General features: G+C 45.7%; 24 protein-coding genes. 6 read left to right on the top strand and 18 right to left on the bottom strand.

The window, feature by feature from the left end:
• Positions 1-29 precede the first annotated feature (29 nt).
• The 16 genes from atpE to F0231_RS16930 all read right to left on the bottom strand — a co-directional run bounded on the left by atpE (position 30) and on the right by F0231_RS16930 (position 13,283).
• Complete coding sequence (atpE, locus tag F0231_RS17005) at positions 30-287, bottom strand: F0F1 ATP synthase subunit C (RefSeq protein WP_000450922.1); 258 nt, start codon at positions 285-287, stop codon at positions 30-32.
• A 44-nt stretch (positions 288-331) separates the two neighbouring features.
• Positions 332-1,144, bottom strand: coding sequence for a F0F1 ATP synthase subunit A (gene atpB, locus F0231_RS17000; protein ID WP_171760898.1), 813 nt, complete (start codon positions 1,142-1,144; stop codon positions 332-334).
• Positions 1,145-1,152: 8 nt separating this feature from the next.
• Positions 1,153-1,542, bottom strand: coding sequence for a F0F1 ATP synthase subunit I (locus F0231_RS16995; RefSeq protein WP_171760897.1), 390 nt, complete (start codon positions 1,540-1,542; stop codon positions 1,153-1,155).
• 189 nt (positions 1,543-1,731) lie between these two features.
• Positions 1,732-2,613, bottom strand: a complete 882-nt coding sequence (locus F0231_RS16990) for a ParB/RepB/Spo0J family partition protein (protein ID WP_171760896.1) — start codon at positions 2,611-2,613, stop codon at positions 1,732-1,734.
• A 24-nt stretch (positions 2,614-2,637) separates the two neighbouring features.
• On the bottom strand, positions 2,638-3,411 hold the full coding sequence (locus tag F0231_RS16985; protein WP_171760895.1) for an AAA family ATPase: 774 nt from the start codon (positions 3,409-3,411) through the stop codon (positions 2,638-2,640).
• 14 nt (positions 3,412-3,425) lie between these two features.
• A complete protein-coding gene (gene rsmG / locus F0231_RS16980; RefSeq protein ID WP_171760894.1) occupies positions 3,426-4,058 on the bottom strand; it encodes a 16S rRNA (guanine(527)-N(7))-methyltransferase RsmG in 633 nt (210 codons plus the stop codon).
• Entirely contained in the window at positions 4,058-5,953 is a 1,896-nt protein-coding gene (gene mnmG, locus F0231_RS16975) for a tRNA uridine-5-carboxymethylaminomethyl(34) synthesis enzyme MnmG (protein WP_171760893.1), read from the bottom strand. The genes rsmG and mnmG overlap by 1 nt, the downstream gene beginning before the upstream one ends.
• Positions 5,954-6,428: 475 nt before the next feature.
• Positions 6,429-6,863: an FMN-binding protein MioC gene (gene mioC, locus F0231_RS16970; RefSeq protein WP_171760892.1), complete on the bottom strand. Its 435-nt coding sequence runs from the start codon at positions 6,861-6,863 to the stop codon at positions 6,429-6,431.
• Between the two features lie 52 nt (positions 6,864-6,915).
• A complete protein-coding gene (gene mnmE, locus F0231_RS16965; RefSeq protein ID WP_171760891.1) occupies positions 6,916-8,277 on the bottom strand; it encodes a tRNA uridine-5-carboxymethylaminomethyl(34) synthesis GTPase MnmE in 1,362 nt (453 codons plus the stop codon).
• A gap of 121 nt (positions 8,278-8,398) precedes the next feature.
• Positions 8,399-10,021, bottom strand: a complete 1,623-nt coding sequence (gene yidC / locus F0231_RS16960) for a membrane protein insertase YidC (RefSeq protein ID WP_171760890.1) — start codon at positions 10,019-10,021, stop codon at positions 8,399-8,401.
• Positions 10,022-10,023: 2 nt separating this feature from the next.
• Entirely contained in the window at positions 10,024-10,287 is a 264-nt protein-coding gene (gene yidD, locus F0231_RS16955; protein WP_171760889.1) for a membrane protein insertion efficiency factor YidD, read from the bottom strand.
• Complete coding sequence (gene rnpA, locus F0231_RS16950; protein ID WP_248329987.1) at positions 10,254-10,577, bottom strand: ribonuclease P protein component; 324 nt, start codon at positions 10,575-10,577, stop codon at positions 10,254-10,256. Before rnpA ends, yidD begins: the two co-directional genes overlap by 34 nt.
• Positions 10,578-10,622: 45 nt before the next feature.
• Positions 10,623-10,757 carry a 50S ribosomal protein L34 gene (gene rpmH, locus F0231_RS16945; protein WP_004411068.1) on the bottom strand — a complete coding sequence of 45 codons (135 nt, stop codon included), beginning with the start codon at positions 10,755-10,757 and terminating at the stop codon, positions 10,623-10,625.
• A gap of 251 nt (positions 10,758-11,008) precedes the next feature.
• Positions 11,009-11,746, bottom strand: a complete 738-nt coding sequence (locus F0231_RS16940) for an amino acid ABC transporter ATP-binding protein (RefSeq protein ID WP_171760887.1) — start codon at positions 11,744-11,746, stop codon at positions 11,009-11,011.
• Positions 11,743-12,414: an amino acid ABC transporter permease gene (locus F0231_RS16935; protein ID WP_171760886.1), complete on the bottom strand. Its 672-nt coding sequence runs from the start codon at positions 12,412-12,414 to the stop codon at positions 11,743-11,745. Before F0231_RS16935 ends, F0231_RS16940 begins: the two co-directional genes overlap by 4 nt.
• Before the next feature lie 122 nt (positions 12,415-12,536).
• The gene (locus tag F0231_RS16930; RefSeq protein WP_171760885.1) at positions 12,537-13,283 is read right to left on the bottom strand and encodes an amino acid ABC transporter substrate-binding protein; all 747 of its coding nucleotides are present in this window, start codon (positions 13,281-13,283) and stop codon (positions 12,537-12,539) included.
• Positions 13,284-13,692: 409 nt separating this feature from the next.
• Between F0231_RS16930 and dnaA the strand changes: the two genes are divergently transcribed.
• The 6 genes from dnaA to F0231_RS16900 all read left to right on the top strand — a co-directional run bounded on the left by dnaA (position 13,693) and on the right by F0231_RS16900 (position 21,145).
• Complete coding sequence (dnaA, locus tag F0231_RS16925; RefSeq protein WP_171760884.1) at positions 13,693-15,099, top strand: chromosomal replication initiator protein DnaA; 1,407 nt, start codon at positions 13,693-13,695, stop codon at positions 15,097-15,099.
• 71 nt (positions 15,100-15,170) lie between these two features.
• Positions 15,171-16,271: a DNA polymerase III subunit beta gene (dnaN, locus tag F0231_RS16920; protein WP_171760883.1), complete on the top strand. Its 1,101-nt coding sequence runs from the start codon at positions 15,171-15,173 to the stop codon at positions 16,269-16,271.
• Between the two features lies 1 nt (position 16,272).
• Positions 16,273-17,355 (top strand): DNA replication/repair protein RecF, encoded by a 1,083-nt coding sequence (gene recF / locus F0231_RS16915; protein WP_171760882.1) that lies wholly within the window; start codon positions 16,273-16,275, stop codon positions 17,353-17,355.
• 13 nt (positions 17,356-17,368) lie between these two features.
• Positions 17,369-19,786: a DNA topoisomerase (ATP-hydrolyzing) subunit B gene (gyrB, locus tag F0231_RS16910; RefSeq protein ID WP_171760881.1), complete on the top strand. Its 2,418-nt coding sequence runs from the start codon at positions 17,369-17,371 to the stop codon at positions 19,784-19,786.
• Positions 19,787-20,187: 401 nt separating this feature from the next.
• Positions 20,188-20,622, top strand: coding sequence for an Hsp20 family protein (locus F0231_RS16905; protein WP_171760880.1), 435 nt, complete (start codon positions 20,188-20,190; stop codon positions 20,620-20,622).
• A gap of 133 nt (positions 20,623-20,755) precedes the next feature.
• The gene (locus tag F0231_RS16900; protein ID WP_171760879.1) at positions 20,756-21,145 is read left to right on the top strand and encodes a hypothetical protein; all 390 of its coding nucleotides are present in this window, start codon (positions 20,756-20,758) and stop codon (positions 21,143-21,145) included.
• A 35-nt stretch (positions 21,146-21,180) separates the two neighbouring features.
• Here F0231_RS16900 and F0231_RS16895 read toward each other — a convergent pair whose 3' ends face one another.
• A complete protein-coding gene (locus F0231_RS16895) occupies positions 21,181-22,431 on the bottom strand; it encodes a valine--pyruvate transaminase (protein ID WP_171760878.1) in 1,251 nt (416 codons plus the stop codon).
• Between the two features lie 205 nt (positions 22,432-22,636).
• Positions 22,637-24,703, bottom strand: coding sequence for a glycine--tRNA ligase subunit beta (glyS, locus tag F0231_RS16890; RefSeq protein WP_171760877.1), 2,067 nt, complete (start codon positions 24,701-24,703; stop codon positions 22,637-22,639).
• Between the last annotated feature and the right edge of the window lie 2 nt (positions 24,704-24,705).

The raw sequence follows: 24,705 nt of genomic DNA, 5'->3' as shown, positions 1-24,705 counted from the left end.
AACCGATGTTTGCCTCTGAAAAGCAATGATTAACCAGCTAGTTGACCAACGAATGGGTTTGCGAAAGTAAATAGTAGAGCGATTACGATACCGATCATTGGAACCGCATCCAGTAGACCAGCGATGATGAACATCTTAACTTGTAGCATCGGAGCCATTTCTGGTTGACGCGCAGCGCCTTCTAGGAATTTACCACCTAGAACTGCGAAGCCGATTGCAGTACCTACTGCACATAGACCAACGATGATTGCTACTGCGATTGCTGAAAAGCTCAGTACAGTTTCCATTACTATCTCCAAATATAACTTTTGACTAATAAGAGTTTAAAAAATTAGTGATCGCCGTCTTCGTGTGCCATTGACATATAAACAATCGTTAGCATCATAAACACGAAGGCCTGAATCGTAATTACCAGAATATGGAAAATTGCCCACGGAAGTGAACCCATCCATTGAAGGAACCATGGTAGCATTGCTGCACAAAGAATGAATACAACCTCACCAGCAAACATGTTACCAAATAGACGCATACCAAGTGATAGAGGCTTCGCAAGTAGCGATACCACTTCAATCAGTAGGTTAAATGGAATCATGGTCCAGTGATTAAACGGATGCAGTGCCAATTCTTTAGCAAATCCACCTAGACCTTTCACTTTGATGCTGTAATAAATCATCAGAGCGAAAACGCCTATAGCCATCCCCATGGTGATGTTAGCATCAGCTGAAGGTACAATCTTAAGATAAGGAATACCTAACCAATGCTCTGCTGGATATGGTAAGAAGTCGATTGGAACTAAGTCCATCAAGTTCATTAAGAATACCCAACAAAAGATAGTCAGTGCGAGAGGTGCTATCAATGGGTTGCGTCCATGGAACGTATCTTTGACGTTTTCCGCGACAAATTCTACGATCATTTCAACAAAACATTGAAGCTTACCCGGCACACCTACTGTCGACTTCCTAGCTACTTTGTAAAACACTCCTAAGAACATTAAACCAGTGATCCAAGAAAACAACAGGCTATCGATGTGTATGTTCCAGAAACTCGTCTCTTCCGCCACTAACCCCAACTTGTAAGTTGAAAGGTGAGTAAGGTGGTGAGTGATGTAACCGGAAGCTGTTAGCGCTTCACCTGGCGCAGCCATAACTCATCCTATTTTTTGTTGTTAATGAATAGCGCTGGTGCAAAGATGTTAATCCCGAGTACCAGCAAATAGGTTAGTTTCAGGGGAACGAGTTCCACCTGCATATACACGTAAGCAACGGAGAAGAGTGCTACTGTGATGAGGATCTTAAGCGCTTCACCTGTGTAGAAAGACACCGCAACCATTTTGGCAGCACGCGCTCCTACAAAAAGAAAAGCACACAAGGCGAATACAGCATTGGCGATAACAAAAATGCTTCCACCAATTAGTGCTGAAACTCCCCATTCAGTATTTACAGCAATCGACATTCCTGCTGCCACTAACGTAACCGCGCCAATTTCGATCATCAACAATCGCTTAGCAAGCTCTCGTCCTGGTCTAGCTAACGCAGCCACCATGTATTCGTACCTCTAGTAATATCCACTTTGCACGACTTCACTCTGTGCTGGGAAATTGGCGAAAATTATACGTTCAGTGCACCTTAATGCAATTAAAACCCGGTAAAAAGTTACAATTTTGTTTACAAACCGACAACTTTCGCACAAAAAATAGTTTTTTACATAATTGATTGAGATCAATTATGTCATTTAGCTCTCTAGCATTGCAATCAGTCGCTCTAATTTGTGAGGCTCATCAAGACTAATTGTCACTTTCGATTTTCCATTTGGGTTTCGCACAATAGCAACTTTACCACCCAGTTTTGTACTTAAATTTTGTGACAATTGTTGAATCTCAGCATCCTGAGGGACATTTTTTTCTTCAATAACTGGCTGTAGACACTTTTTCACCAATTGTTCTGTTTGGCGAACGGTCATCTGCTTCTTGGCAACTTGGCTAGCAACTTCACATTGCTGCTCACCTTCCAATGCAAGCAAGGCACGAGCATGCCCCATTTCGAGCTGTTTGTTGGCAACTAAGCTCTTTACGTCATTTTCAAGCTGATTTAGACGCAATAAGTTACTGACGGTGGTACGAGATTTACCGATCACATCCGCAACTTGCTGGTGGGTCAACGAAAACTCTTCTTGTAAGCGATCGAGTGCGACCGCTTCCTCGATCACATTCAGATCTTCACGTTGAATGTTTTCGATCAATGCCATAGCGATCGCTGCACGATCCTCAACATTTTTGACCACACATGGCACTTGTTTTAAGCCCGCTTTGCGAGCGGCACGCCAGCGACGTTCACCCGCAATAATCTCAAATTTGTCGCTCTCAACCTGACGCACCACGATTGGCTGGATAATACCTTGCGACTCGATGGATGCAGCGAGCTCTTCTAGCGCTTCAGGCTCCATATCTTTACGAGGCTGATAAACACCAGGCTTTAAGCTATTAATGTTTAAGTCAGTCAGATTACCATCAGATGACAACTCTTGGCTGTGCAAGGCACTCTGCTGCTTTTCGCGCGCCAGTGAGCTAGTAGAAAGCAGGGCGTCAAGCCCTTTACCTAAACCACGTTTAGACATGAGATGGAATTCCTTTGGTTGTCGTTATGCAGGGACTTCTTCGCGGCGAAGCATTTCACCCGCAAGAGCGAGATAGGCTTTCGCGCCGGAAGAGTACTTGTCGTAGTACATCGCTGGTTTGCCATGACTTGGGGCTTCAGCTAAACGTACATTACGCGGAATAACAGTGCGGTACACCTTGTTGCCAAAGTGCTTTTTCAATTGATCGGACACTTCGTTAGAGAGTCGGTTACGAGGGTCATACATGGTTCGGAGTAGACCTTCGATTTTTAAGTTCTCATTAACGACAGCAGCCAATTTGCTGATCGTATCCATAAGCGCAGTTAAACCTTCCAGTGCAAAGTACTCACACTGCATAGGAACCAAGACCGAATCGGCCGCAGCCATAGCGTTGATTGTAAGAAGGTTTAGAGAGGGAGGACAATCGATAAAGATGAAATCATAGTTATCGCGAACTGAAGCGAGTGCGTGCTTGAGACGAACTTCTCGCGCAAACACTTCCATTAATTTGATTTCTGCCGCGGTAACATCACCATTCGCGGCGATCAGGTCATAATTGCCTGAGGTTTTACGGCACACCACTTCTTCAAACGGTACATCTTCGACCAGAAGTTCGTATGCCGAAGCGTCGACTTGATACTTGTCGACGCCGCTGGCCATAGTTGCGTTCCCTTGTGGGTCAAGATCAATCACCAAGACTTTGCGCTTGGTTGCTGCCATTGATGCGGCCAAGTTGATACAGGTTGTTGTCTTACCAACCCCGCCTTTCTGATTGGCTATTGCTACGATTTTTCCCACAATGGACCTCGCTATTATTCCTTGCGCGATAAGATTACTAGATGACGCTCGCCTTCCAATTGAGGAACATTCAAAGCTTTGACCTCTGTCACAGAACACCACTCTGGTAATTGCTCAATCTCATCCTGTGGTAATAAGCCTTTCAGTGCTAAGAAGTGCCCAGTCTCTGCTTTTGGCAAGTGATGACACCATTCGACCATGTCAGTCATTGACGCGAATGCTCGGCTTAGTACACCATCAAACTTGTCTTCAGGTTGATACTCTTCGACTCGACTTTGAATCGGCGTCACATTTTCAATCTTCAGCTCATGAAGTACTTGCTTAATAAAGCGAATACGTTTGCCCAAACTATCGAGAAGAACAAAGGTTTTTTCAGGGCTCATGATCGCCAATGGAACGCCTGGCAAACCAGGACCAGTACCGACATCAATATAGCTCTCACCTTGTAAGTGAGTGCTAACAATGATGCTGTCCATGATGTGCTTAACCAGCATCTCTTTTGGATCACGAACAGAGGTCAAGTTGTACGCTTTGTTCCACTTATCGAGCATCTCAACGTAACCAATAAGTTGCTGACGCTGCTGCTCAGATACTTCAAGTTCAGTTTGAGCAATAAGAGCGTCGAGCTGAGTTCGCAGTTGAGACATTATTCTTCCTCGCCTTTTTTAAGCATGCCATGTTTTTTCAAATGAACCAGTAGAATCGAAATCGCCGCTGGTGTGATACCAGAAATACGTGACGCAATGCCGATAGACTCAGGTTTTGCATCCGTTAGCTTAGCCACGACTTCGTTTGAAAGACCGCTCACTTTGGAGTAATCCAAATCCACAGGCAATTTGGTGTTCTCATGACGAAGCGATTTTTCAATCTCATCTTGCTGGCGCTTAATGTAACCTTCGTACTTCACTTGGATTTCAACTTGCTCAGCGGCTTGTTGATCGTCCATAGCAGGTGCAAAAGCATCAAGCTTAGTCAGTTGATCGTAAGACATCTCCGGACGACGAAGTAGATCTTCACCGCTCGCTTCGCGAGTCATTGGTGATTTCAGCAGTTCATTAAGCGCATCAACACCTTCTGACTTTGGATTCATCCAAGTTTCTGCCAAACGTTGACGCTCAGTGGCCATGTTTTCGATCTTTTCATTGAATCGAGCCCAGCGAGCATCGTCGACTAAGCCCAACTCACGCGCTTTTTCTGTCAAACGTAAATCTGCATTGTCTTCACGAAGTAGCAAACGGTATTCCGCACGAGATGTGAACATGCGGTACGGTTCTTTGGTACCCATGGTTGATAGATCATCAATCAACACGCCCATGTAAGCTTGATCGCGGCGTGGGCTCCAGCCTTCTTTGTCTTGGCTGTACAAGCTGGCATTCAAACCTGCCATCAGGCCTTGTGCTGCTGCTTCTTCGTAGCCAGTTGTACCGTTAATCTGTCCAGCGAAGAATAAACCGTTGATAAACTTAGTCTCGTAAGTGTGTTTCAAATCACGAGGGTCAAAGAAATCGTATTCAATCGCATAACCAGGGCGAACGATATGTGCATTCTCAAAACCCTTCATTGAGCGAACAATCTGAACTTGAACGTCAAATGGTAAGCTGGTGGAAATACCATTTGGATACAACTCATGTGTATCTAAGCCTTCTGGCTCAATAAAAATCTGGTGACTGTTTTTATCCGCAAAACGCATCACCTTGTCTTCAATCGAAGGACAGTAACGTGGACCGATACCTTCAATCACACCCGCATACATTGGACTACGATCGAGGTTATTACGAATCACATCGTGAGTGCTTTCATTGGTGTGCGTGATAAAACACGGAATTTGTCTTGGGTGCTGTGTGCGCTGACCCATGAAAGAAAAGACTGGCGTTGGATTATCACCATGCTGAACTTCCAGTTCCGAAAAATCGACACTGCGGGCATCAATACGTGGTGGAGTACCAGTCTTAAGACGATCGACTCTAAACGGAAGTTCGCGTAGTCGATCTGCCAATGCGATCGATGGAGGATCACCTGCGCGGCCACCAGAAGAACTTTCCATACCGATGTGGATCTTACCACCGAGGAAGGTACCTACTGTTAAAACCACTGCTTTGGCGTAGAAACGCAGACCCATTTGAGTAACAACGCCTGTCACTTGATCGTTTTCTACAATCAAGTCATCAACCGACTGTTGGAACAAGGTCAAGTTCGGTGAATTTTCTAACGCATGGCGAACATAAGCTTTGTAAAGAGCACGATCTGCCTGAGCACGCGTAGCACGCACTGCCGGACCTTTAGAAGCATTAAGTGTTCTAAACTGAATACCCGAATGATCGATGGCTTGAGCCATTAGACCACCCATTGCATCAACCTCTTTCACTAAATGGCCTTTGCCAATGCCACCAATTGCTGGGTTACATGACATTTGACCTAAAGTGTCAATATTGTGAGTAAGCAAAAGCGTATTTTGCCCCGTACGAGCTGATGCGAGTGCGGCTTCCGTTCCTGCGTGACCGCCACCAACAACAATGACGTCAAATTTTTCGTGATAAAGCATGAACGACCTCAGGTATTCAAGAGAGTTGGACAGATAAAAGGAGCGATATTCTACCTTCTTTCAAAGTGAGAGAAAATGGTTTTGACTCTTTTCATTTCAGGCTGACTAAGACTAATGTATTTATGATCTATATATATGATCTTTTATTAGATCTATTATTAGGATCGCTTGTTTCTGTGGATAACTGGAAAATGATCAACAAGATCATTGATCTTTAGTCGATCATATCATGTGATCTTGTTTTGATCTGAACGAGGATTAACTGGGATCAAAAACGATGGTTATGCACAGGGAGAAAAAAGGATCAGAGTTGTTCTTTGGATAACTATAGGTTAATCACCGAAAAGATCATATTTTATCCACAGATGGTTTGGTTGATATTTGAGCAAACAGTTCAGGTGGGAGCGAGGAAAGTTATTCACATTTGTAGCTAGGTAGGAAGAAGTGGCCAATAGATTGGCCACTTTGAAGGTATTTAGAAGCGTTCCATGTGCCCTTTTAACCACTCTTCAGCTGCATCTTCAGGCACATCGTGCTTGAGGACATCGATAGTAAGGCATTCTGCAATGGCCGTTGCGCCAATGTCTGTTAACAGGTCGTGAGCATGAAGACCTGCGGCACAGAAGGTGTCATAGCTTGAGTCACCTATTGCAATGGTCGCGTATTTTACATCGCTCATTTTTGGTGGTGTGTTCTGCAAAGCTTGAATGAAGTTTTGAATGTTGTCTGGATACTCACCGGCACCATGCGTTGATGTGATCAGTAACCAAGTCCCCTGATTGTCGATTTCAGAGAGCTCTGGTTGGTTGTGGATGGTGGTTTCAAAGCCTTCTTCAATCAGGAGGTCACTAAGGTGATCGCCAACGTATTCTGCACCACCGAGCGTGCTACCTGTAATAATGTGGATCATTTCGATTCCTTTTCGAATAAAAAAGCGCGGCATGATAGCCGCGCTGTTAGTGTTATTTACCGATACAGAAAGAAGAGAAGATTCGACCGAGCAAATCATCAGAGCTGAATTCACCGGTAATCTCACTCAAATGCTGCTGAGTGATGCGAAGCTCTTCTGCGAGAATTTCCCCAGCCATATAACCTTCCAGTTGCTGCTGACCGATGTCTAAGTGTTCTGCCGCTTTCTCTAGTGCCTCTAGGTGGCGGCGTCGAGCCATAAAGCCACCTTCATTGCCACCAGCAAAGCCCATGCACTCTTTTAGGTGAGTACGAAGTGATTCAACCCCTTGGCCTGTCTTTGCCGACAGGCGGATGAGAGTGGGATCATTGACGTGGCAGATACCGAGATCTTCACCGGTTTGATCTGCTTTATTGCGGATCACTGTCATGCCGATATTGTTTGGTAGTCGATCAACAAAGTCTGGCCAAATCTCTTTTGGATCGGTGGCATCAGTTGTCGTGCCATCAACCATAAATAGCACTCGGTCGGCTTGAGCAATTTCATCCCAAGCACGCTCGATACCAATTTTTTCTACTTCATCTGATGCGTCACGCAGGCCTGCCGTGTCAATAATATGGAGAGGCATACCATCTATATGAATATGTTCGCGCAGGACATCACGGGTTGTGCCTGCAATATCGGTCACAATCGCGGACTCTTTGCCTGACAGAGCGTTGAGCAAGCTGGATTTACCCGCATTTGGGCGACCTGCGATAACGACTTTCATCCCTTCACGCATAATTGCGCCTTGGTTGGCTTCTTGGCGCACTGCGGCAAGGTTATCAATGATGCTTTGCAAGTCGCCAGCGACTTTACCATCGGCTAAGAAGTCGATCTCTTCTTCAGGAAAGTCGATGGCTGCTTCGACATAGATACGAAGATGGATAAGCGATTCGACTAGGGTATTGATACGACCTGAAAATGCGCCTTGCAGTGACTGTAGGGCCGATTTAGCGGCTTCTTCAGAGCTCGCATCAATTAAGTCAGCAATAGCTTCAGCCTGCGCGAGATCGAGTTTGTCATTGAGGAATGCGCGCTCTGAGAATTCACCTGGGCGAGCGGTGCGCACCCCTGATATTTTTAAGATACGCTTAACCAGCATGTCCATAACAACAGGACCACCGTGGCCCTGAAGTTCTAAGACATCTTCACCTGTGAATGAGTGCGGATTTGGGAAGTAAAGGGCAATGCCTTGGTCAATTTGGCTGCCATCTTCTTGGGTGAATGGTAGGTATTCCGCGTAACGAGGACGCAGCTCTTTACCTGTCACTTCTTGGGCGACTTTAGACGCAAGTGGGCCAGATACTCGGATAATGCCCACGCCACCACGTCCTGGGGCGGTTGCCTGTGCAACAATGGTATCAGTTGTCATAGTAGTGCCTGCTTATTTCTTAGTGCCATCTAGCGGCAAATCAATATTGTGATGAATTGTAATCAGCTCAAATAAAAAAGGCGACCTTTTGGCCGCCTTTCTCATCTATTTCGCTAAAAGGTTACTTTGAATGTAGACCTTTTTTCTCCAGTGCTTTGTAGATAAGCGACTGTTGAATTAGCGTCACGACGTTCGATACTAGCCAGTAAAGAACCAAACCTGATGGGAAGAACAGGAAGAAGAAAGTAAACATAACCGGCATAAAGGTCATGATCTTCTGCTGCATTGGATCCGTTACCGTCGTTGGGCTCATCTTCTGGATCATAAACATTGAAGCACCCATCAGCAGTGGCAAGATGTAGTAAGGGTCTTGCGCTGAAAGGTCAGTGATCCAACCGAAGAATGGAGAGTGACGTAGCTCAACAGATTCCATCAGTGCCCAGTATAGAGCGATGAAGATTGGCATCTGTAGAATTAGAGGAAGACAGCCACCTAGTGGGTTTACTTTCTCTTTCTTGTACAGTTCCATCATTTCTTGGCTCATACGCTGGCGGTCATCACCGATACGCTCGCGCATTGCTTGCAGCTTAGGCTGAAGCATACGCATTTTCGCCATAGAGGTGTACTGAGCTTTAGTCAGTGGGTACATTGCACCACGAACGATAAAGGTCAGACAGATGATTGCGATACCCCAGTTAGACACGATGCCCTGAATGAACGACAGTAGCGTGTGCAGTGGTTTCGCGATGAACCATAGCCAGCCGTAGTCCACTACTAGGTCTAGGTTTGGTGCGACTTCCGCCATTTCTGACTGAAGTTTAGGACCTACCCATAGTGTTGCTTTGAAGTTTGCCGTATCACCATCAGCGATGGTTTTGTTTGGCATGCGCACACCGATATCACCAAGGTTACCAATCACGCGAGTGTAAAGGTTTGTACCTGGCTCGTTGCGTGGAATCCATGCTGTCGCGAAGTAGTGCTGGATCATCGCTGCCCAACCTTGACCGTCTGCTAGGTTAAGAGACAGGTTGCGATCTTGCATGTCTTCGAAGCTGTACTTCTTGTAGCGAGTATCTTCCGTTGAGTATGCACCACCGCGGTAGGTTGGCATTGTGATGCTGCCACCAGCGTCAAGAAGGTTTTGACGAAGGTGTGCGTACATACCAAATGTCGCGTTGTTGCCAGATTTGTTTACGATGTCGTATTCAACGTCAAGCGCGTAGCTGCCGCGTTTCATTACAAACGTCTTAGTGTATTCAAGACCATTTGCAGTAAACGTCATTGGGATACGCAGTTCATCTTGACCGTCTTCAAGTGTAAAGCTGTCTGCGCTTACTGCGTATGCAGGGCGGTTCGTGCTGCTTAGGTCGATGCCTTGTGGGCCAACTAGACCACTTTGAGCAATGAACTGGTGACCAGTTTCGTCTTTAAGAAGAACAAATGGGTCTTCTGAATCAAGCTCGTTTGCGTATTGATTAAGGTCTGCGTGAATAACGTCACCACCAACCGTATCAATCGACAGAGTCAATACATCAGTTGTCACGGTAATTGTTTTTGCTGAAGCTTGTTGCTGCGCAGGCGCAGGATCTAGCTCGTCGGCAAATGATGGGGCAGGTAGAGTACTGCTTGATTGAGCCTGTTCAACCGACTGAGGCGTAGGATTCTTTGCAACTTGCCATTGTTGGAACAATAGGAAAGAAACCAGTGCTAGCGCGATTAACAGGATATTACGTTGAGAATCCATCGTTATTTATCTCTGTCTTGTTGTTGGACTGGTGGTACGGGATCGTATGTCCAACCCTTCTTATTTAAAGGGTTGCATTTTAATAGACGTTTGCTTGATAACCAACACCCTTTTACAAAACCGTGAGCTTTCAACGCTTCTATGGCATAAGAGGAGCAAGTTGGGGAAAAACGACAACGTGGCCCAAGAATTGGACTAATAAAACCTTGATAGAATCGAACTAAGCCGATTGTTACCCGCGTGAGGGGCGAGACAGGCGCTGCCATAATTTATCAAACAATTTGAAAATTTCTTCATTGCTTAGATCTTGCGCGCTTTTCTTGGCAATAACAACAAAATCTTTGTGAGCAAGTTGGTGTTGATTGTTACGAAAGCTTTCACGTGCAAGGCGCTTAAAACGATTACGACCTACTGCGGTTTTAATCTGTTTCTTTGGGACGGCTAAACCTAGTCGAGGATGAGATAGGCTATTTTTACGAGCAATGATGGTGAAATGAGGAGAGCCAGCTCGATGAGCTTGCTGAAAGACATTTTGATAATGCTCGGGAGTTAACAAGCGTAACTCCCGATTGAACGCGTACGTATTCAAAATAATCGAAGATTACTTAGAAAGACGCTTACGGCCTTTAGCACGACGTGCGTTGATTGTTGCACGACCGTTCTTAGTAGCCATACGTGCACGGAAACCGTGTGTACGCTTGCGCTTTAGAACTGAAGGTTGAAAAGTGCGTTTCATGATAATTACCTTTACTGATCAGTAGTTTTAGGTCAATGTTAACCCGGCGTGGGCATTAACGTCTTCTTTATATATAAAGAGGACATAACCGACGCCTCTCAACAAAGAGGCGGAATTGTAATCACAGTCACATAAACTGTCAATCTTTGAGCGACAGTTAAATAGGTGAATATGAGTCTAAAATTCCGGCCGAGCGATTATACGTAGTGTGAGCAAAATCTCAAGGATCGATCGATCCTCTTGTTTGATCTTTACTCAGCACCGACTTGTCGAAGGAACTTCTGTAAGCGAGGATCCTGTGGATTACCGAAGATATCCTGTGGAGAGCCTTGCTCGACGATGTTGCCTTCAGCCATAAAGATCACGCGATCGGCGACCTCTTTGGCAAATTGCATTTCATGAGTAACCACCAACATGGTTTGGTGCTTAGTTGCTAAGTCCTTCATTAAATTAAGAACTTCTCCCACCCATTCTGGATCAAGAGCCGATGTTGGTTCATCAAATAGCAGCAGTTCTGGCTGCAGTGCCATTGCACGACCAATACCCACACGCTGTTGTTGACCGCCGGAGAGAGCCGCTGGATAACTATCGCCCTTATCCTCAAGGCCAATGTCATCCAGAATCTCTTGTGCACGGGCTAGGGCATCGGTTTTTTTCCAACCTCGCACAGTAATCAGACCCTCAGCAATATTCTGTCTTGCTGTCATATGGGCAAAGAGCGCGTAGTTTTGGAAAACAAACCCTGTCTTACGACGCAGTGCGAGCACTTCTGCTTTGGTGTGTTTTTCTGTATCGACACTGACATCATCAATTGTGATCACGCCTTTATCGGCATTCTCAAGAAAATTGACGGTGCGAAGTAGTGTTGACTTACCGGTTCCACTTGAACCGATAATCACGATGATTTCACCTTGATTGATCTCAAGGTCAATGCCTTTTAAGACTTCTGTATCGCCAAAGCGTTTATGAATATTATCGAGTTTGATCATCGTACGTATGCCTTGTTCAGTTTTGCTTCAGCCCAGATTTGAACGCGAGTCAGAATCACGACCACACCCCAATAGATAAGTGCGACCGCCAAAAATGCTTCGAAGAAACGGAAACTAGAAGAGGCTTCCATTTGAGCTTTAGCCATAATCTCTGCCACTCCAAGCGTAAATGCCAATGAAGTCGATTTAATCATGTCGATAAAGTAGTTCATCAATGATGGCAGTGCGACACGCGTTGCTTGCGGTAAAATCACTCGACGCATCGCTTGTGGCGTTGTCATACCCACAGAAAGGCTTGCTTCCATCTGGCTACGATCAATTCCGATTATGGCTGCTCGAATGCTTTCTGCCATATAGGCGGCGAAATGGAGTGTTAAACCAATCACGGCGGCGCCAAAGGCATCAAGACCGACTAAAAATGGGAAGATTTGCGGTAAGCCGTAATAAAGGAGAAACAGCTGAACGAGCAGGGGCGTGCCACGGAAAAAGCTGATGTAAAGCTGACTTAGTTGATCGAGAACTGGGACGCGAAACACTCGGATATTCGCCAATATGACGGATAAAATCAGTGAAAAGAACAAACCCCAGGTCGCCATTTCCATGGTTGTGCCAAGATACTTAAGCAGTATTGGCATCAGACCTAGCATGTAATTGAAATCGAATCCCATAACGTGTCCCACATTTAATCACGAGAATAAAAAGCAAAACCCACTGCAAAGGAAGGAAAGCAGTGGGTTAAAAGGTAGCCCATATTTAGTTAGATAGGGCTAGCAAACAACAATGTTGAGCATTATTTAGTGATATCAGCACCAAACCATTTCTCAGAGATTGTCGCAAGAGTGCCGTCTGCACGCATTTCTGCTAGTGCTTTGTTCACTTCAGCTTGAAGCTTTTTGCCATTGTCGTTATCAACAAATGGCCAAGCATTTTGGATCGTTTCAAACGGTTCGCCCGCCAGTTGAAGTGGTAGGCCAGTCTTTTTGATCAGCTCAAGTGCTGATAGTCGATCCATTATAAATGCGTCAGCTCGGCCAAGTGCAACATCATGCTCGATACCGGTATCGTAAGTCTTGATGTTGATCTTGCCATCTTTATCGTAGTCACGCAGAAGTTGTTCAAAGTTAGAACCTAGGTTAACGGCAACAGTCTTACCCGCTAGGTCTTCTACGTTTTTAATCTCTTCGTTACCTTTACGAACGGTAATTTGTGCACCATCGACAACATACGGGTCAGCAAATAGGTATTTGGCTTTGCGTGCATCAGTCATAGTGATCTGGTTTGAGATTGTATCAATACGGCCTGTTTCTAGTAGACCGAATAAACCAGAAAAGTTTGCTGTTACGTATTCCACTTTGTAGTCGTTGCGTTTGCCGATCTCATCCCAAAGGTCAACTTCAAAACCTTGCAGCTGATCTTGCTGAACAAACGTGAATGGGAAATAGCGTCCAGACATGCCAACTTTGACCTCAGTCGCAGCTTGAACAGTAGCAGCAGAAAGCGCGATAGCTGCAACGGCAGCCTTAATCCAGTTTTTCATAGTACAACTCCATATAATTATGGGGATAAATACTACTGTCACTTTACTCGTTTAGATAAATAACCAAGTGCAATATCCTAGACAGTAGAGTAATAAGGTTAAAAAGTCAGCGGTTTTTGGGGCGAATGTGGAGGTTTAGGGTCACAAGTTACCCCATGAAAATGATCTAATTCCAATGCTTAATTCACAGAGTTATCACCAGAGGATGGATCTCGTCACTTTTGCCCAATTGTGGATCAAAGTGTGGGTAATAATGGGGCGATGTGTGGGGATCCATCGAATGATGGCGAAAATATTGTGAATAACTTAGATCTTATTCACTGGATCGCCGATCATTTGCTGGCGATCTTGGTTATCAACAGGTAAAATTGCCAATCTTTTCCGATCATAGACTTTGAGTGAGGGCACCGTGTCATCTTCGCTTTGGTTGCAATGCCAGCAACAACTACAAGAAGAGCTAACCGCAACTGAGTTCAACACTTGGATCCGTGGATTACAAGCGGAGCTCAATGACAATACTCTCACCTTATTTGCGCCAAACCGTTTCGTTCTTGATTGGGTGCGCGATAAGTACCTCAACAGCATCAATCGTCTGTTAAAAGAATATTGTGGTAACGATATCCCAACGCTGCATTTTGAAATTGGCGCTCGCCCTGTCGTAGCGTCTAAGCCAGAGCCAAAACGCACGCCAGCGGACATTGCGGCCGAGTCGTCTGCGCCAGCGCAACTGCAAGCACGAAAGCCTGTGCATAAAACATGGGATGACGACGAAGAAGCGGTCGCGGACATCAACCACCGTTCTAACGTCAATATTAAGCACAAGTTTAATAACTTCGTTGAGGGTAAATCGAACCAGCTTGGTTTGGCTGCGGCACGTCAAGTGGCGGACAACCCAGGTGCGGCATATAACCCTCTCTTCCTCTACGGTGGCACTGGCCTAGGTAAAACTCACCTACTGCATGCTGTCGGCAACGCGATTGTGGATAACAAGCCGAATGCGAAAGTGGTCTACATGCACTCGGAGCGTTTTGTGCAAGATATGGTGAAAGCGCTGCAAAACAATGCGATTGAAGAGTTCAAGCGCTACTACCGCAGTGTCGATGCACTATTGATCGATGATATCCAATTCTTTGCTAATAAAGAGCGATCTCAGGAAGAGTTCTTCCATACCTTTAATGCTCTGCTTGAAGGCAACCAGCAGATCATCCTAACGTCGGATCGCTATCCTAAAGAGATCAGCGGCGTAGAAGATCGTCTTAAATCTCGCTTTGGTTGGGGTCTAACGGTTGCGATTGAGCCACCTGAGCTTGAAACGCGCGTTGCGATCTTGATGAAAAAAGCGGAAGACCACCAAATTCACCTCGCTGATGAAGTGGCATTCTTTATCGCTAAGCGTCTGCGTTCAAACGTTCGTGAGCTTGAGGGTGCACTCAACCGTGTTATTGCCAATGCAAACTTTACCGGTCGTCCGATTACTATTGATTTTGTTCGTGAAGCCTTGCGCGATCTACTAGCGTTGCAAGAGAAGCTAGTTACGATCGATAACATTCAAAAGACGGTTGCTGAGTACTACAAGATCAAAGTAGCAGATTTACTGTCGAAGCGTCGCTCTCGTTCTGTTGCGCGTCCTCGTCAATTGGCGATGGCACTGGCGAAAGAACTGACTAACCACAGCTTGCCTGAGATTGGCGATGCGTTTGGTGGCCGTGACCATACGACCGTACTGCACGCTTGCCGAAAGATAGAGCAGCTGCGTGAAGAGAGCCATGATATTAAAGAAGACTACTCGAATCTGATTCGTACACTTTCTTCTTAAGTTCGCACTATTTCTTGATTCACAGTATTCTAAGCACTGAAACAACCAACGAATACGGATAAGAGCATCCTATGAAATTTTCCATTGAGCGTAGCCACCTGCTGAAACCTCTTCAACAAGTTTCCGGCGCACTAGGTGGTCGTCCCACTTTACCTATTCTCGGTAACCTATTGCTAAAAGTAGAAGACAACGTTCTGTCTATGACAGCAACCGACCTAGAAGTGGAACTGATCAGTCGCGTGACTTTGGAAGGTGAGTTTGAAGCGGGCAGTATTACTGTGCCTTCACGTAAGTTTCTTGATATTTGTCGCGGACTTCCTGATGACTCAGTGATTACCTTTGTTTTAGAAGGCGATCGTGTTCAAGTGCGCTCAGGCCGTAGCCGATTCTCTTTATCGACACTACCGGCGAATGATTTTCCAAATATTGAAGATTGGCAGAGTGAAGTGGAAGTGTCGCTAACTCAAGCTGAGCTTCGTGGCTTAGTTGAGAAAACTCAGTTCTCAATGGCGAATCAAGATGTTCGTTACTACCTCAATGGTATGTTATTTGAAATCGATGGCACGACACTGCGCAGTGTAGCAACCGATGGACACCGTATGGCGGTATCTCAAACTCAGTTGGGCGCTGACTTTGCACAAAAGCAAATCATTGTTCCGCGTAAAGGTGTACTGGAGTTGGTTAAATTGCTTGATGCACCTGAGCAGCCAGTTGTTCTGCAAATCGGTAGCTCTAACGTACGTGCTGAAGTGAACAACTATGTCTTCACATCTAAGCTCGTTGATGGCCGATTCCCAGACTATCGCCGCGTAATGCCACAAAGCACGACCAAGACTTTAGAGGCGGGCTGTGATGAACTGCGCCAAGCATTTTCACGTGCTGCGATTCTATCTAACGAAAAATTCCGTGGCGTGCGAGTGAATCTTGCTGGTGAAGAGATGCGCATTACTGCGAACAACCCTGAGCAAGAAGAAGCGGAAGAGATGCTAGATGTCAGCTTTGAAGGTGAGGCTATTGAGATTGGCTTCAACGTTAGCTACGTATTAGATGTATTGAATACGCTACGTTGTGAAAAGGTTCGAGTCTCTATGTCGGATGCCAATGCCAGTGCGTTGATTGAAAACGCAGAAGATGACAGTGCCATGTATGTGGTGATGCCGATTCGACTCTAGCATGCCGCTTACCCGTCTCATCATAAAGCAATTTAGAAACATTGAAGCCTGTGACATTAACCTGTCAGCAGGCTTTAACTTTCTTATTGGCCCTAACGGTAGTGGCAAAACCAGTGTGCTGGAAGCCATTTATCTGCTTGGTCATGGCCGCTCTTTTAAGAGTTCTCTGACAGGCCGAATTATTCAAAATGAGTGCAATGAGCTGTTTGTTCATGGGCGTTTTTTGAACTCGGATCAATTTGAGCTACCAATTGGCATTAATAAGCAGCGTGATGGTTCAACAGAGGTTAAAATAGGCGGTCAATCTGGACAAAAGCTTGCACAGCTAGCGCAGGTTTTGCCTCTGCAATTGATTCACCCTGAAGGGTTTGATTTGCTGACGGATGGCCCTAAACATCGCCGTGCGTTTATTGACTGGGGTGTGTTTCACACCGAGTCTGCGTTTTATGATGCGTGGGGGCGTTTTAAGCGTCTTAATAAGCAGCGTAATGCGTTACTCAAGACGGCCACCAGCTATCGTGAGCTCAGCTATTGGGATCAAGAGATGGCAAGGCTGGCAGAAAACATCAGTCAGTGGCGAGCCAGCTACGTTGAGCAGATGAAAGTCAAAGCTGAAGAGATTTGCCGCGTCTTTTTGCCAGAATTTGATATCCAATTAAAGTATTATCGTGGTTGGGATAAAGACACCCCATACCAAGAGATACTAGAGAAGAATTTCGAACGTGATCAGGCTCTTGGCTACACTTTTAGTGGGCCAAACAAAGCCGATTTACGCATTAAAGTGAACGGCACTCCTGTTGAAGATGTGCTGTCACGAGGCCAGTTAAAATTGATGGTGTGTGCGTTGCGAGTCGCGCAAGGGCAGCACCTTACCGAAATGACTGGCAAGCAATGCATCTACTTAATTGATGACTTTGCATCAGAATTAGATAGCCAACGTCGTAAGCGTCTAGCCGACTGCTTAAAAGAGACGGGGGCTCAAGTTTTTGTAAGCTCTATTACTGACAGTCAGATTGCAGATATGCATGATGAAAATGGTAAGATGTTCCATGTGGAACATGGCACAATAGAGCAAAATATATAGTGGAAGATAACTCATGTCTGAAAATTACGATTCATCGAGTATTAAAGTACTAAAGGGTCTGGACGCAGTACGTAAGCGTCCTGGTATGTACATCGGCGACACGGATGATGGTACCGGTCTGCACCACATGGTCTTCGAGGTGGTGGATAACTCAATTGATGAAGCGTTGGCAGGTCACTGTAAAGACATCATTGTCACTATCCATGAAGATTGTTCTGTTTCGGTACGCGATGATGGTCGTGGTATCCCTACAGAGATGCACCCAGAAGAGAAAGTATCAGCGGCAGAAGTTATCATGACGGTACTTCACGCGGGTGGTAAGTTCGATGACAACTCATACAAAGTATCGGGCGGTCTACACGGTGTAGGTGTTTCGGTAGTAAACGCACTGTCTAAACAGGTGACGCTAACTATCCATCGCGGCGGTCAAATCCATACTCAAACTTATCACCACGGTGAGCCTCAAGCGCCACTAGCAGTGATTGGTGAGACAGACAAAACGGGTACAGAAATCCGTTTCTGGCCAAGCGAAGAGACATTCTCTAACACAGAATTCCACTACGATATCCTAGCTAAGCGTCTACGTGAGCTTTCTTTCCTAAACTCGGGCGTATCGATCAAGCTACGTGACGAGCGTGAAGAAGACAAAGGCGACCACTTCATGTATGAAGGTGGTATCCAAGCATTCGTTGAGCACTTGAACACCAACAAGACGCCAATCATCGAGAAAGTATTCCACTTCAACGCAGAGCGTGAAGACGGCATTGCAGTAGAAGTTGCAATGCAGTGGAACGATGGCTACCAAGAAAACATCTACTGTTTCACCAACAACATCCCTCAGCGTGATGGTGGTACTCACCTTGCTGGCTTCCGTGCAGCCCTAACTCGTACCCTGAACTCGTTCATGGACAAAGAAGGCTTCTCGAAGAAAGCAAAAACAGCAACATCTGGTGATGATGCGCGTGAAGGTCTAACTGCGGTTATCTCAGTTAAGGTTCCTGATCCTAAGTTCTCAAGCCAGACTAAAGATAAGCTAGTTTCTTCTGAAGTGAAATCAGCAGTAGAACAAGCTATGGGTGAGAAGCTGTCTGAGTTCCTAATTGAGCACCCAGCTGAAGCGAAAACTGTTTGTACTAAGATCATCGATGCAGCACGTGCTCGTGATGCAGCGCGTAAAGCTCGTGAGATGACTCGTCGTAAAGGCGCGCTAGACCTAGCTGGTCTTCCAGGTAAACTGGCTGACTGTCAGGAAAAAGACCCAGCACTGTCTGAACTATACATAGTGGAGGGTGACTCGGCAGGCGGCTCCGCAAAACAAGGCCGTAACCGTAAGAACCAAGCAATCCTTCCGCTGAAAGGTAAGATTCTTAACGTAGAAAAAGCTCGTTTCGACAAGATGCTTTCTTCTCAGGAAGTGGCAACGCTAATCACGGCACTTGGCTGTGGTATCGGTCGTGACGAATACAACCCGGATAAACTGCGTTACCACAACATCATCATCATGACCGATGCCGATGTCGATGGTTCTCACATCCGTACGCTACTTCTGACGTTCTTCTACCGTCAAATGCCAGAGCTTATCGAGCGTGGTTACGTGTACATCGCTCAGCCACCGCTTTACAAAGTGAAGAAAGGTAAGCAAGAGCAGTACATTAAAGACGAAGACGCGATGAACCAATACCAGGTTGCACTTGCTCTAGATAACGCTTCTCTGCATGTAAACGCCGAAGCGCCTGCTCTAGGTGGTGAAGCACTAGAGAAACTGGTTCAACAGTACAACTCTGGTATCAAGCTGGTGGATCGCATGAGCCGTCGTTACCCACGCGCGCTAATGCATGAGCTTATCTACACACCACGCCTAACGGCAGAGCAGTGCCATGACAGCGCAGCAGTAGAAGCGTGGACTAAGCAGCTTGTTGAGCAGCTAAATGCCAAAGAAGTGGGTGCAAGCCAATACAGCTTCGAAGTTGAGCAACACGCTGAACTTGGTCTAAATCTACCTAAGATTGTGGTTCGTACTCATGGTGTAACACATGAGCACGCCCTGAGCATCGACCTAATCAACTCGAAAGAGTACAGCAAGCTAGCAAGCCTGTCTGAAGCGCTAGAAGGTCTGATTGAAGACGGTGCTTACATCAAACGTGGTGAGCGTACTCAACCAGTATCAAGTTTTGTTGATGCACTAGAGTGGCTAATTAAAGAGTCTCGTCGTGGTCTAAGTCTACAACGCTACAAAGGTCTAGGTGAGATGAACCCAGATCAGCTTTGGGAAACCACAATGGACCCAGAAACTCGTCGCATGATGCAGGTAACGATTGAAGATGCAGTAGGTGCAGACCAACTGTTCACGACACTAATGGGTGACCAAGTAGAGCCTCGTCGTAACTTCATCGAAGAGAATGCGTTAAAGGTTGCTAACTTGGATGTATAGATTTTTCTTGAATGGAATAATCTAAAATGAATTAAAAAGACTGCCCGAAATGGCGGTCTTTTTGTTTATTAAGTAATTGAAAAATATTGGTTTGGAAAAATATTTGAAAATAATCCCTTGAAACTGATTTGTGCTATCCACATATCTAGTTGTGAAGAGGGAAGCTGTCTTGCTCAAGAGAGAAGAAACAGACCTTCTGGAAAGCTGAAGAGGTATCGCTCACGAGAGGATGACCTTAGAAGCACACAATTGAACTTGATTCGTTTCTATGTCCCGTGCATATAGCCTAACAGAGGCAGCCAGAGGAATAGTGAATGAGTCCCTTAGTCGGCAGCAATCTATACAAAGTAGATCCGCGCAAACTCACGACTAAGACTATTGCTTACTAAAAGGATAGCATTATGAGAACTGTAGATTTCACTCCACTTTACCGCAACGCAATCGGCTTCGATCGTCTATTCAACATGATGGAAGCGAACACTTCGAAGAACACTTCTGGCGGTTACCCTCCATACAACATCGAGCAAAAAGATGAAAACAACTACCGTATTACTATGGCAGTTGCAGGCTTTGCTGAAGAGCAGCTAGATCTTACTCAAAAAGAGAACATGCTGATCGTTAAGGGTGAGCGTAAAACAGAAGAAGAGAAGAAATACGTATACCAAGGTATCGCAGAGCGTGATTTCGAGCGTAAATTCCAGCTAGCAGACTACGTAAAAGTCGTGGGTGCGAGCATGGAAAATGGTCTACTACACATTGACCTAGAACGCGAAATCCCAGAAGCTATGCAACCACGTAAAATTGCGATTGGTGGTAATAGCCTCTTAGAAGGTTAATGACCACAGGCTTTAACTAGCCGTATATGCCGGGAAGAAAAGTGAAAGAGCACCATCAAGGTGCTCTTTTTTTGTTTGTACTTCTTGTTATTTTAAGTATGCTGTTCTGTATGTTTAATGAAGGAGTCTTAATATGAAAAAGGTATTATTAGCTTCAGGCCTTGTAGCTTTAACGGGATGTTCTAGCTTGGTTGCACCACTAGCAAGCGATGTAACAGCGTCGTCGGGTGACATTATCCGAATTGCTTACTCTGAACCAGAAGCGGTATACAACTGTGTAGAAAAAGGTCTCACTGCTTTCAACCCCAATATGCAGAGTATTATGGGAGTTCTGGAACTAGGCCCTAATCAAGCAGAAGCCGAAACACTTATTAATAAAAATTTTGCCGATGCTGCTGCCGCTGTCCAAGCCAATTATATTGAACGTGACTTTAGTTCGACGAGCACCTTTGGTGGAGTTTATGGACGTTCGAATTCTGTTGAGGCAACCTTCTATCAATGTGAAACATTACCAACAATCTAAACAAATGCCCAGAATAGCGATTCTGGGCTTTGTCATTAGCAGTCTTGGTAAGCTTTTTCTACTTCTTCAGCAATAATCTTGATGCCTTTCTGCATCATCTCATCATCTTGCACATAGTTCATACGTAAGCATTGATGAGCGTGTTCCCAGTCATCTTCTTGGCCGATAAAGAAATACTCTCCTGGAACAATCAACACTCCTCGTGCTTTCAAGCGTGCATAGAGTTCCATAGTGGTAATCGGCAGTTCATCAAACCATAACCAAAGAAAGATAGCGCCCTCTGGTTTATGGATGCGGAAACGTTCATCAGTAATCGCTTCTTGCAGTAGTTGAACGGCACGTTGTGATTTCTGTTTATAGAAAGGTTTGATCACCTCTGAGCTCAGTTTGAGCAAGTCACCTTTTTCAATCATACGATTGGCGATGGCCGGGCCTAAGCTGCCTGGTGCTAAGCTGATAATGCCATTCATATTGGTCATTGCTTGGGTGATCTCTTCACTCGCAATCACAATGCCACAACGCACACCGGGTAAGCCTAGCTTAGATAGGCTCATACATAGAATGGTGTTTTCATTCCAGAATGGTTCTACGTCTTCAAAGATGATATTTGGAAACGGCAAGCCGTAGGCATTATCGATGATGAGCGGGATATTGTTCTCTCGTGCCAGCTTATCAAGCTTGTGGATCTCTTCGTCTGTCAACACGTTGCCTGTTGGATTGGTTGGGCGAGACGCACAGATCGCGGCAACAGACTCATCAACCTTGAGTTGTTCAAAATCGACGTGATACTTGAACAGGCCATTATCTAGTAGTTCAATTTCTGGGTGATAAGAGACAAAGATATCTTTATCTACACCTGCGTCGCCGTAACCAATGTATTCCGGTGCGATAGGTAATAGAATTTTTTTGTGTGAACCGTCAGTCTGTTTTCCTGCGAGCAGGTTAAACAGGTAGAAGAAACCACTTTGGCTACCATTCGTCAGGCTGATGTTCTTTTCTGAAATATCCCAACCGTAAGTCTCTTTAAGCAGGGCAGCCAACGCTTTAACAAACGCATCTTTACCTTGAGGACCATCGTAATTGGCCATTGCGGCAATGAGTTCTCCGCTCGCGAGCATCTCTTCACTGGTTTGTTGAAAGTAGTCGAGCATGGCAGGAATGGCCGCAGGGTTACCGCCGCCGAGCATGATGGCACCTGGAGTGCGTAGACCATCATTTAAGTCATCCATTAACTGTGTGATACCTGAGTACTGATTAAACTTTTCACCAAACTTTGAGAACTGCATTACGAGCGATACCTAATTCATTATTGTCATTGCTTTATATTTCGACGATCAGTGCGTAGCTGACCAATAGAGTAATCCTCGAACATACATCAATGGCTAAACGACGAAAAGCACTAAATTGGGGCAATTTGAGTTCGGGGTAAAGAAAAGCCCAACTCCGAGGAGTTGGGCTTGAGTTCTCTTATTTAAAGTAAGGTTAAAAAGCTTACTTCTGCAGTAAAGAGATGTCCGCAATCTGCAGGAATAGGTTACGCAGGTTGTTCAGTAGCGTTAGACGGTTCTTTTTCAGAGCTTCGTCGTCAGCCATAACCATTACGTTATCGAAGAATGCATCGACTGGCTCACGTAGGTCAGCTAGCTTGCTTAGTGCTTCTTGGTAGTTACCTGTTGCAAACGCTGGCTCTAATGCTTCAGTCATCACTTCAACACTTTCTGCTAGCGTCTTCTCCGCATCTTCTTGTAGAAGCGCAAGGTCGATGTCTGCTGCAAGTTCGCCGTCGAATTTCGCTAGGATGTTACCTACACGCTTGTTCGCTGCCGCTAGTGCTTCTGCTGCTTCTAGCTCACGGAAGTGAGATACAGCTTTAACACGCTGGTCGAAGTCTGCTGGTTTAGTCGGACGGTTAGCCAGTACAGCTTGGATGATATCCACGCTGAAGCCTTCGTCTTTGTACCATGCATTGAAACGACCAAGCATGAAGTCGATAACGTCGTTTGCAACGTTCGCATTTGTAAGCTTATCGCCAAATAGAGACTGAGCTTTTGCAATTAGGTCAGTTAGGTCTAGGCTGTAGCCGTTTTCTACGATGATACGTAGTACACCTAGAGATGCACGACGAAGTGCGAATGGGTCAGAACCCTTAGGTGCTTGACCAATACCGAAGATACCAACAATCGTGTCTAGCTTGTCAGCCATAGCAACAGCAGAAGAAATGCCAGTGCTTGGTAGATCGTCACCTGCGAAACGAGGCATGTACTGCTCGTAAAGTGCCAGTGCTACCTGCTCGTCTTCACCATCGTGAGTTGCGTAGTGCATGCCCATTACACCTTGAGTATCTGTAAATTCAAATACCATTGATGTCATTAGGTCACACTTCGCTAGAAGACCAGCACGCTTAGACTTTTCAACGTCAGCATCGATTTGCTCAGCGATGTAGCCAGCAAGCTCAGTAATACGGTCAGTCTTGTCTTTGATAGTACCAAGCTGCTTTTGGAAGATAGCTTGCTCTAGCTCAGGTAGACGGTCGATTAGAGGGCGCTTACGGTCAGTATTAAAGAAGAATTCCGCATCCGCTAGACGTGGGCGTACAACTTTCTCGTTACCTTCGATTACGTAGCGAGGCTCTTTAGATTCGATGTTAGAAACAAAGATGAAGTTAGGTAGTAGCTTCTTGTTGTCATCGTAAACAGGGAAGTACTTCTGGTCACCTTTCATGGTGTAAACTAGCGCTTCAGAAGGAACCTTTAGGAACTCTTCTTCAAACTTCGCAGTAAGAACGACTGGCCACTCAACCAGAGACGTTACTTCTTCAACAAGATCATCTTCTAGGTCAGCTTTACCGCCAACCGCTGCTGCCGCTTTTTGCGAGTCAGCAAGGATGATAGCTTTACGCGCTTCGTAATCTGCCATTACTTTACCGCGTTCTTCTAGGATCGCTGGGTATTGCTCTGCAGAATCGATAGTGAACTCTTGCTCACCCATGAAGCGGTGACCACGGATAGTGCGGTCAGAGGCTACGCCTAGGATCTCGCCTTCGATAAGGTCAGAGCCCATCAGCATAGTTAGCGTCTTAACTGGACGAATGAACTGAGTCGTCTTGTTGCCCCAACGCATTGGCTTAGCGATTGGTAGGTTACCCAGTGCTTTTGCTGCTAGCTCAACAACGATTTCAGTCGTTGCTTGGCCTTTTACTTCTTGTTTGAAAAGAAGCCATTCGCCTTTGTCTGTTACTAGGCGGTCAGCTTGCTCAACAGTGATGCCGTTACCACGAGCCCAACCTTGAGCGGCTTTAGTAGCGTTACCGTCAGCATCGAATGCCACAGAAACTGCAGGACCACGCTTCTCAACCACTTTGTCAGCTTGACCTTCAGCAAGACCAGCAACCTTAAGTGCTAGACGACGAGGAGCCGCGTACCATTTCACACCTTCGTGTGCTAGGTCTGCGCCTTTAAGCTCTGCTTCGAAGTTTGCAGCGAAAGCTTCTGCTAGAGTGCGAAGCTGCGTTGGTGGTAGCTCTTCAGTACCCAGTTCAATTAGAAATTCTTTAGCCATGA

This window comes from Vibrio sp. RE86, assembly GCF_013114545.1.
GTDB lineage: Bacteria > Pseudomonadota > Gammaproteobacteria > Enterobacterales > Vibrionaceae > Vibrio.
Note: the sequence above shows the minus strand (reverse complement) of the source record. Positions and strands in the feature narration are given on the sequence as shown.

Bases quoted from the DNA above. Each gene is read 5' to 3' on its own strand.
- atpE (WP_000450922.1), bottom strand. From the start codon at position 287: ATGGAAACTGTACTGAGCTTTTCAGCAATCGCAGTAGCAATCATCGTT.
- atpB (WP_171760898.1), bottom strand. From the start codon at position 1,144: ATGGCTGCGCCAGGTGAAGCGCTAACAGCTTCCGGTTACATCACTCAC.
- F0231_RS16995 (WP_171760897.1), bottom strand. From the start codon at position 1,542: ATGGTGGCTGCGTTAGCTAGACCAGGACGAGAGCTTGCTAAGCGATTG.
- F0231_RS16990 (WP_171760896.1), bottom strand. From the start codon at position 2,613: ATGTCTAAACGTGGTTTAGGTAAAGGGCTTGACGCCCTGCTTTCTACT.
- rsmG (WP_171760894.1), bottom strand. From the start codon at position 4,058: ATGTCTCAACTGCGAACTCAGCTCGACGCTCTTATTGCTCAAACTGAA.
- mnmG (WP_171760893.1), bottom strand. From the start codon at position 5,953: ATGCTTTATCACGAAAAATTTGACGTCATTGTTGTTGGTGGCGGTCAC.
- mioC (WP_171760892.1), bottom strand. From the start codon at position 6,863: ATGATCCACATTATTACAGGTAGCACGCTCGGTGGTGCAGAATACGTT.
- mnmE (WP_171760891.1), bottom strand. From the start codon at position 8,277: ATGACAACTGATACCATTGTTGCACAGGCAACCGCCCCAGGACGTGGT.
- yidC (WP_171760890.1), bottom strand. From the start codon at position 10,021: ATGGATTCTCAACGTAATATCCTGTTAATCGCGCTAGCACTGGTTTCT.
- yidD (WP_171760889.1), bottom strand. From the start codon at position 10,287: ATGGCAGCGCCTGTCTCGCCCCTCACGCGGGTAACAATCGGCTTAGTT.
- rpmH (WP_004411068.1), bottom strand. From the start codon at position 10,757: ATGAAACGCACTTTTCAACCTTCAGTTCTAAAGCGCAAGCGTACACAC.
- F0231_RS16940 (WP_171760887.1), bottom strand. From the start codon at position 11,746: ATGATCAAACTCGATAATATTCATAAACGCTTTGGCGATACAGAAGTC.
- F0231_RS16935 (WP_171760886.1), bottom strand. From the start codon at position 12,414: ATGGGATTCGATTTCAATTACATGCTAGGTCTGATGCCAATACTGCTT.
- F0231_RS16930 (WP_171760885.1), bottom strand. From the start codon at position 13,283: ATGAAAAACTGGATTAAGGCTGCCGTTGCAGCTATCGCGCTTTCTGCT.
- dnaN (WP_171760883.1), top strand. From the start codon at position 15,171: ATGAAATTTTCCATTGAGCGTAGCCACCTGCTGAAACCTCTTCAACAA.
- recF (WP_171760882.1), top strand. From the start codon at position 16,273: ATGCCGCTTACCCGTCTCATCATAAAGCAATTTAGAAACATTGAAGCC.
- gyrB (WP_171760881.1), top strand. From the start codon at position 17,369: ATGTCTGAAAATTACGATTCATCGAGTATTAAAGTACTAAAGGGTCTG.
- F0231_RS16905 (WP_171760880.1), top strand. From the start codon at position 20,188: ATGAGAACTGTAGATTTCACTCCACTTTACCGCAACGCAATCGGCTTC.
- F0231_RS16900 (WP_171760879.1), top strand. From the start codon at position 20,756: ATGAAAAAGGTATTATTAGCTTCAGGCCTTGTAGCTTTAACGGGATGT.
- F0231_RS16895 (WP_171760878.1), bottom strand. From the start codon at position 22,431: ATGCAGTTCTCAAAGTTTGGTGAAAAGTTTAATCAGTACTCAGGTATC.
- glyS (WP_171760877.1), bottom strand. From the start codon at position 24,703: ATGGCTAAAGAATTTCTAATTGAACTGGGTACTGAAGAGCTACCACCA.